Source organism: Marinifilum sp. D737, from assembly GCF_026672275.1.
Taxonomy (GTDB): domain Bacteria; phylum Bacteroidota; class Bacteroidia; order Bacteroidales; family Marinifilaceae; genus Marinifilum.
The window spans coordinates 70,432-77,780 of the sequence record NZ_JANQCD010000024.1 but is presented as its reverse complement, the minus strand read 5'-3'; the positions used below and the strand labels follow the sequence as shown (position 1 = coordinate 77,780).

Here is a 7,349-nt window from a genome sequence, read left to right as displayed (position 1 = left end):
AAAAAAAAAGATGGAAGTAAAGGGTAAAAAGTTTTAAATAAAGAATCTATAGAAATTATCCAAATGTTAAAAAAACGAAAAAACAGGGCTTTCTACGAAAATCATCGTACTAATATTTTGTATTACGAAATCTTTCGTATATTTTTATCTACGAAATTAATCGTATAACGGAATTCACCACAAAATGCCAAAGAAGATTAAGCCAACCGAAGCAGAACTAGAAATTTTGCAAGTATTATGGACTTATGGTCCGTCGACAGTACGTTTTGTAAACGAAAAATTAAAAACCGGTAGAGATGTTGGATACACAACAACTTTAAAGGTGATGCAAATCATGACGGAAAAAAATATGCTTCGAAGAGAAAAAAACTCTCGGACTCATATTTATGAGGCTATTGTGGAAGAAAAAGAAACCAAAAATCTTCTCATAGATAAATTCATATCTACCCTATTCAACGGATCAACATCGGGAATGGTGTTGCAAGCCCTTGGCAATAAAAAATGTAGCGCCGAGGAACTGAATAAAATTCGCAATTTAATTGATGATATTGAATCGTCACAAAAGTCTGAACCCCATGAATAGTTTTAGTATATACGAATTGGTTGATGCAGTGGGCTGGGCTTTACTGCATTCGGTATGGCAAATCGTAATTTTTGGCCTTATCACATGGCTTCTGTTTCGATTTATATCAAAAGACAATGCTAAACTAAGATATGGTGTGGCAAGCTTGGCTTTGGCATTTATATTTGTGAGTTTTGCCATTACATTTTTTCATTATCTCCCATTAAGAAGTAATGGTAATGGTTCCGCTTTAAGTTTAAGCCCTGAACTACTATTGTACTTTCTCAATAGTCCTGAAACTCTAAATCAGTTTAGCTTTGAAAATTTACAGATCGACAGATATTTTCCAATAATAGTAAACATCTGGATTATTGGCGTTTGTATTCTTTCTTGTCACATGACATTCAATTATCTGCAATCCATTAAATTGCGAAAACACCTCACCTATCCTGTATCGAAACAAACGCAAAACATTGCTGATAAGCTCATTCAAAAGATCAACTTAAAACAAAAAATTACAATATTAGAGTCTGGATATGTTCAAACTCCATCCCTGGTAGGATATTTTAAACCTGTGGTTTTATTACCGGTAAGCATGCTAAGCGGAATACCGGAAAATCAATTGGAAATTATTATAGCACACGAATTGGCGCACATCAAGCGTCACGATTATTTATTTCAATTTATTCAAGGCATAATAGAGTTGTTATTTTTCTATCATCCTGTTGTTTGGTGGCTATCTTCTGTGGTTAATACCGAAAGAGAACACATTTGTGATGACCTTGCGGTAAAGGTTTGTGGTGAATCCTTAACCCTAATTAAAGCATTAAATAATATGGAAGCAATTAGAAAAAAGAGATTCGAATTGGTATTGGGTTTATCTGGTAAAAAGGATAATCTTTTTAATCGAGTACAACGAATTGTAAGACCAAAAGCATCGGCTAAAAAAACAAACAAAATCGTTTTTAGTAGTTTATTTGTTTTTCTTCTTAGCGGATTGATCTTGATTTCGAATTTTGCCATTTCTGGCAATGCATTAACCGGCAAACAGTTCTTTTCGAAGATTAATGTTTTAGATCAAAATCAACAAAATGGATCTGATGCCATGCTGCTTGCGCCTGATAAGCAGAAAAAGAAATCTAAAAAGAGTAAAAAAGCGAATGAGAAACTTAAATTAAAAGAAATTGTTGAAGTAGAATCAGAAATTGAAGATGTAGTTGAAGTGGCTCCTGAAGTAGAACTGGAAGATGTTGTGGAAGTTGCTCCTGAAGTGGAGGTAGAACCTGTTGCTGAAGTGGATCATGAAATGGTAGCACCAATGGATTTTGATGTTGATTTTGACTTTCCTCAAGATTCTTTAAAATCTAAAAAATACTTGCAGAAAAAGGTAAATGAAATAATTAAGGAGCAAAAAATTGAATTAGAAAAAGCAGCTAAGGAATTAGAAGAAATCAAAGTAGAAATGAACTTTGATGAAATGCGCCTGGAGATGGAAAATGCTCTGAAAGATTTGGATATTGAGCAGATTAAAAAAGAAATGCAAGAGCAACAGGCCGAATTAAGACAAGAGCTTGAAGAGTTGACAAGCAAGAATTTAAACAAGCAACTTGAACTGGAAAAAGAACTTCAGAAAGAAGAACTAAGGAAAGAGTTGAAAGAAATTGAGTCTGACAAAAAGCTTAGTGAAAAAGAAAAAGCTGAAATCAAAAAAAGAATTCAGGAAACAATTGAAAGAGTTAATTCCAAAGAATTTCAAGAGCAATTGAAGCAAAATATCGAAAGATCACAAAAATCTCTTCAAGAGCATCTAAAAAAAATGGAATCAGGAGAATTTGAAAAACAACTTCAAAAACAAAGAGAATCCATAAAAAAACAAATTGAAAAGTTCAATTCTCCAAAATACCAGAAGGAACTTCAAGAGAAACTTGAAAGAAGCAAGGAAAGCATTCAAAAGCATTTGGAAAAGCTAAGTACTCCTGAGTATAGAAAAGAACTTAAAGAGCAAATTGAAGGAGAGAAAAATAAGAAGAATCATTCCATTCGAATTAAGAATTTTCCTGAATCCGATAGTTTATTAATTATTCTTAATGGAAAAATAATTGACAAAAACACATTTAGTTCCTTAGATCCAAATACCATTAATTCTATCAAGGTACTAAAAGACAAGAGTGCTACCGAATTATATGGTGAAAAGGCATCAAATGGAGTCATAATTATTAGTACTATCGAAAATAAAAGAAAAACTGCACATTGGGTTCAAATGAAAGGAGTTTCAAACCATAATAATCCTCTCATCATTTTGGATGGTAAATCAATGGAATATGAGAAATTTAAAAAGCTGGATCCTAACAGTTTTAAAAGCATAACAATATTAAAAGACGCATCTGCCACTGATCTATATGGAAAAGCTGCTGAAAATGGTGTTATTGTTATTACAAGTAAAGATGAAGCTGAAGAGTTGACAAACCAGTTTCGTTTAGAAAACTTTTCTGAAAAAGATGCACCATTATTCATAGTTGATGGAAAAAGAACAAATGCTAAAGCAGTAAATAAACTATCGCCAGATGATTTTGAAAGCATAACCGTTTTAAAAGATAAAACAGCATTGGAAAAATATGGAAGAAAAGCCAAAAATGGTGTTGTTGAAATTCATTTAAAAAAGTAAGAACTATCGTAGCAATAGTATAAGGAAGGATCACTTTAAAGTGATCCTTCCTTTTTTATAATACACTCTGATTTGCAAGCAGAACAACAAATTCGTAACTTAATGATGGGAATATAAAAATTTGCAATCATGCTTCTAATTCTGGTGATATTATCATCCTATATCCTTATTAGAATAGTTTCAATATTCAGCAATTATCTAAAGGCTTTTTCCAGAAACGAGCACTTTCGTTTTGCTTTTGGTATTGCTGCAATCATAGTAGGTGCATTACATATTATGTTTCCAACTTTTTTTAGTCACCTATTCTCAACCATTTTTAAATCGACCTACACGGCTACAAGCATTTCAGGATTTATCCAAATCATTTGTGGAGTTGGGCTATTAATCAGACGAGTATACAAGGAAGCTGCCATATTACTAATGATTCTTCTCGCGTTATTTATACCATTAAGCATTTTTATGATGACGGATTACATTCCCGGACCATTGGGACCGGAATATGAACCCATTCTTGGATATGTTAGAATACTATCATTCCCCTTATTGATATGGACTTTATTTAAAGTTTGTGATTTGTCTCCAAGAAAGGGACTTCAAACCAATCGATTTAAGCATGATATTTAAACAATTACAAACCTAAAATTTATAATATGAGCTACTATATTAAACGAAGTACAAACTTTGGATTCGATGAAGCCATTGAACGGGTTATCAAAGCTGTGCAAACGGAAGGTTTTGGTATTCTTACCGATATTGATGTAAAATCAACCTTAAAAGAGAAAATTAATGTTGACTTCAAAAAATATCGAATACTGGGAGCCTGTAATCCAACATTTGCTTATGAAGCATTACAGGTTGAAGATCAAATTGGAATAATGATGCCATGTAATATTACTGTAATAGAACAAGATAATGGTCATGTTGACATTTCAATTATGGATCCTACGGCAGCTTTTAATGTAATTGAAAAAGAAGAGTTGCAACCTTTTGCTATCGAGCTAAAAATGAAACTTGAGCGTTGCCTTACCTATCTTGATGATTAATCAACAAAGCCCCTTAACTATGAAATCATTTCTGATCCTAATTATTGCAGTAGTGTGCATTCCCAACTCTATATTGGCGCAAGAAGAAAAGAAAACTATTGATCCAACTCGACAGTTTGACTTTTGGGTTGGAGAGTGGGATGTTTATACCGAAGAAAATTTAGTGGGTAAGAATACAATTGTCTTCCTGCAAAACAAAAATGTAATTCAGGAGAATTGGGTTTCTGAGAAGGAAAACTTCACTGGTACCAGCTACAGTTTCTACAATCCAAAAACAGCCAAATGGCATCAGATATGGATCGATAAGAATGGTAACAACCTGCTTCTTGAAGGAACATTTTCTGATGGCAAAATGATTCTTTCAAGTGATTTGGACTCTAATATGGGTGAACCAAACTCTATACACAGAATAACATGGACACATCTAACCAATGGCAATGTAAAACAAGTTTGGGAATCAACTACCGATAATGGAAAAAGTTGGAATATTCAATTTCAAGGGATCTATAAAAAATCAAATCCTTAAGTAAAGTTCGTTCAATACAGATTTCCATCTATGTCAACCATTGGCACAAACCTTACGGGTATAACATTGTGTTGTACCACTTTGCCTTTCTTTTTTTCCAAAAGAACCAATTTCTTTACATACTTTAAACCAACAGGAATTACAAGTTTACCTCCTTCAGCCAACTGATCAATTAAAGCTTGGGGTATTTTTGTTGGCGAACAGGTTACAATAATGCCATCGAAAGGTGCTTTTTCCGGCCAGCCTATATATCCATCTCCGTATCGGGTATTAACATTTTTATAGTTTAAAGAATCCAGAACAAAAGCTGCTCTTTTCTGCAATGGCTCCACAATTTCTATGCTATAAACCTCTCCTCCCAACTCTCCAAGAACTGCAGCCTGATAACCTGATCCTGTTCCTATTTCCAATAGCTTCTCTCCTTCTTCCACCTCTAGAAGTTGAGACATTAAGCCAACAATATAGGGTTGTGAAATGGTTTGTCCATGCCCAATTGGAAGTGGACGATCCTGATAAGCATACTTCTTCAAATAGTTAGGTACAAACAAATGTCGTTCTACTATTTGCATGGCTTTAATAACATCCGAGTCATTTATTCCCCTGGATTTTATCTGCTCAGCCACCATTTTAAACCTTTTCTCTTTAAAATCCATATCCTGAACATTTTGTCTCACAGGAACAACAATACCAATAATCAGTAATCCTATACCATATATTAAACCAAAGTTCATGTTATACCTTTTTGATATTGAAACAAACCGTATTGATTGTATACTATAAATTTACGACTTTATAAGTGCTCTGCGAAATATCTAGCTATACATCTTTTTATTGCTGATATACCAAAAAGGAGATTTATTTTATTAAATTCACAATTGACCTTTATCTCTTTACTAAAACACCATAATATGAAGAAGTTTACAATCCTATCTATCTGTTTTCTTGTTTCATTAAAACTAATTGCGCAACAATTCAATCTTGTAGATTTTTCTCAAAATATATCGGCAGAAAATATTAAAAATGATGTTTATGAACTAGCTTCTGAGAAAATGGAAGGAAGGGAAACTGCTAAACCAGGACAAAAATTAGCTGCTGCGTATATTTACAAACAATTTAAGGAAGCTGGATTAATTAGCTATCAGTTTAAAACAGATAGCATAAGTTATTTTCAAGATTTCTCTGTTTATAAAAAGGATATTCCAATAATTAAACTCTCAATTAATGAAAATGAATATAAAGCCTACGAAGATTTTTCAATAACAGGTTATTCTAATTTAAAACGCAACAAGATTGAATTGGTATTTATTGGATTAGCTCAAGATAGCATTTTTAAGAATAAGGATTATTCCGATAAAGCGGTTCTTTTTCTAACCTCAAACCTTTATGCCGGACCAGCCAAGGCTATTGATATAATGAAGGAAACGAAAGCCAAGATTGTATTTTATTGTAATCCAAATAATCCACACCAAATACAAAACATTATACAACGACAAAAGAAGATGTTTAGTAGAAATCAATTACTAGACCCAAGTATTTTTGAGAAAAAGAATCCTTTCGATTCAATATCACAAGGTAAATTGTATCATGGTTTTGAAAGGTTGAGAACAACTTATCAAGGTCCAATAAGCGAAAAAGTTGTAGCGAATATCCTTAATGTAAAACTAAAAAATCTTAAAAAATGTATTGCTGGAAACCCATTAGAGATTAAATATAAAAATAAACTGACGATTGATCTTGAGTTCTCCAATACTTACAACTCGCAATCAACCGAAAATGTAATTGCCTGTATTCCTGGCTCCGAGAAAAAAGATGAATACATTGTTATTAGCGCTCACTATGACCATATAGGTGCAAACGGAAAAAAAATATTTTATGGAGCTAACGATAATGCTTCAGGTACAGCTTCATTAATTGAAATTGCCAGAACATTAAAAATGGCAGTAAATTCAGGATTAAAACTGAAAAGAAGCATATTATTTGCCACTTTTTCGGGGGAAGAAAAAGGCCTGCTGGGATCAAAATATTTTGTCGAAAATAAAACGTTTCCACATGACAACATTAAAGCGAATTTAAATATTGATATGCTTGGCAGAAAGGACAATCGTCATGATGACCATAATTTTGTGTATCTACTGGGTACAAACGATCTGAACCCAAAGCTTAAAACAATTACGGATAGTATCAACAATCAATATCCAAAACTAGAATTGGATTATTCCTACGATACTGCTGATAGTTTTCTATATTCTGCATCAGATCAAGCGTCATTTGTAAAAAGAAACATCCCTGCAATCTTTTATTTTAACGGATTACACAATGACTATCACAAAACCACCGATACTCCGGATAAAATAGATTATGACGCCATAAAAAAAGTAAGTAGCTTAATTTTTCTTACTGCCATAGAATTGGCTAATCAATAGTAAATTAGAAGCATTCACACAAAGTTCGTAATCGTAATTTTTTAGGAAGATTATTAAAACTTAAACAAAAAGAAAACATAAATTCATTTTTTACGTAAGTTTGTATTGTTCATTATGAATTCTATAAGCA

Annotated in this window: 7 protein-coding genes; 6 read left to right on the top strand and 1 reads right to left on the bottom strand. The window is 32.7% G+C overall.

All coding sequences use genetic code 11. From position 1 onward, the window contains the following. The first annotated feature begins 184 nt into the window (after positions 1–184). From NQ163_RS14470 to NQ163_RS14450, 5 genes are all read left to right on the top strand, one after another. Positions 185–583 carry a BlaI/MecI/CopY family transcriptional regulator gene (locus tag NQ163_RS14470; RefSeq protein ID WP_120239633.1) on the top strand — a complete coding sequence of 133 codons (399 nt, stop codon included), beginning with the start codon at positions 185–187 and terminating at the stop codon, positions 581–583. Then, positions 576–3,227, top strand: a complete 2,652-nt coding sequence (locus tag NQ163_RS14465; RefSeq protein WP_268191032.1) for a M56 family metallopeptidase — start codon at positions 576–578, stop codon at positions 3,225–3,227. The genes NQ163_RS14470 and NQ163_RS14465 overlap by 8 nt, the downstream gene beginning before the upstream one ends. A gap of 129 nt (positions 3,228–3,356) precedes the next feature. Then, complete coding sequence (locus NQ163_RS14460; RefSeq protein ID WP_268191031.1) at positions 3,357–3,851, top strand: hypothetical protein; 495 nt, start codon at positions 3,357–3,359, stop codon at positions 3,849–3,851. A gap of 26 nt (positions 3,852–3,877) precedes the next feature. Continuing rightward, positions 3,878–4,270, top strand: coding sequence for a DUF302 domain-containing protein (locus tag NQ163_RS14455; protein WP_268191030.1), 393 nt, complete (start codon positions 3,878–3,880; stop codon positions 4,268–4,270). Positions 4,271–4,289: 19 nt separating this feature from the next. Then, the gene (locus NQ163_RS14450) at positions 4,290–4,796 is read left to right on the top strand and encodes a hypothetical protein (RefSeq protein WP_268191029.1); all 507 of its coding nucleotides are present in this window, start codon (positions 4,290–4,292) and stop codon (positions 4,794–4,796) included. Positions 4,797–4,807: 11 nt separating this feature from the next. Here NQ163_RS14450 and NQ163_RS14445 read toward each other — a convergent pair whose 3' ends face one another. Then, the gene (locus tag NQ163_RS14445; RefSeq protein WP_268191028.1) at positions 4,808–5,527 is read right to left on the bottom strand and encodes a protein-L-isoaspartate(D-aspartate) O-methyltransferase; all 720 of its coding nucleotides are present in this window, start codon (positions 5,525–5,527) and stop codon (positions 4,808–4,810) included. Between the two features lie 36 nt (positions 5,528–5,563). Here NQ163_RS14445 and NQ163_RS14440 point away from each other — a divergent pair, with 36 nt between their 5' ends. Then, positions 5,564–7,219: a M28 family metallopeptidase gene (locus tag NQ163_RS14440; RefSeq protein WP_268191026.1), complete on the top strand. Its 1,656-nt coding sequence runs from the start codon at positions 5,564–5,566 to the stop codon at positions 7,217–7,219. The last annotated feature ends 130 nt before the right edge of the window (positions 7,220–7,349 follow it).

What these genes read in the sequence shown, in the direction of transcription:
- NQ163_RS14470 (WP_120239633.1), top strand. Translation starts at nt 185, where the DNA reads ATGCCAAAGAAGATTAAGCCAACCGAAGCAGAACTAGAAATTTTGCAA.
- NQ163_RS14465 (WP_268191032.1), top strand. Translation starts at nt 576, where the DNA reads ATGAATAGTTTTAGTATATACGAATTGGTTGATGCAGTGGGCTGGGCT.
- NQ163_RS14460 (WP_268191031.1), top strand. Translation starts at nt 3,357, where the DNA reads ATGCTTCTAATTCTGGTGATATTATCATCCTATATCCTTATTAGAATA.
- NQ163_RS14455 (WP_268191030.1), top strand. Translation starts at nt 3,878, where the DNA reads ATGAGCTACTATATTAAACGAAGTACAAACTTTGGATTCGATGAAGCC.
- NQ163_RS14450 (WP_268191029.1), top strand. Translation starts at nt 4,290, where the DNA reads ATGAAATCATTTCTGATCCTAATTATTGCAGTAGTGTGCATTCCCAAC.
- NQ163_RS14445 (WP_268191028.1), bottom strand. Translation starts at nt 5,527, where the DNA reads ATGAACTTTGGTTTAATATATGGTATAGGATTACTGATTATTGGTATT.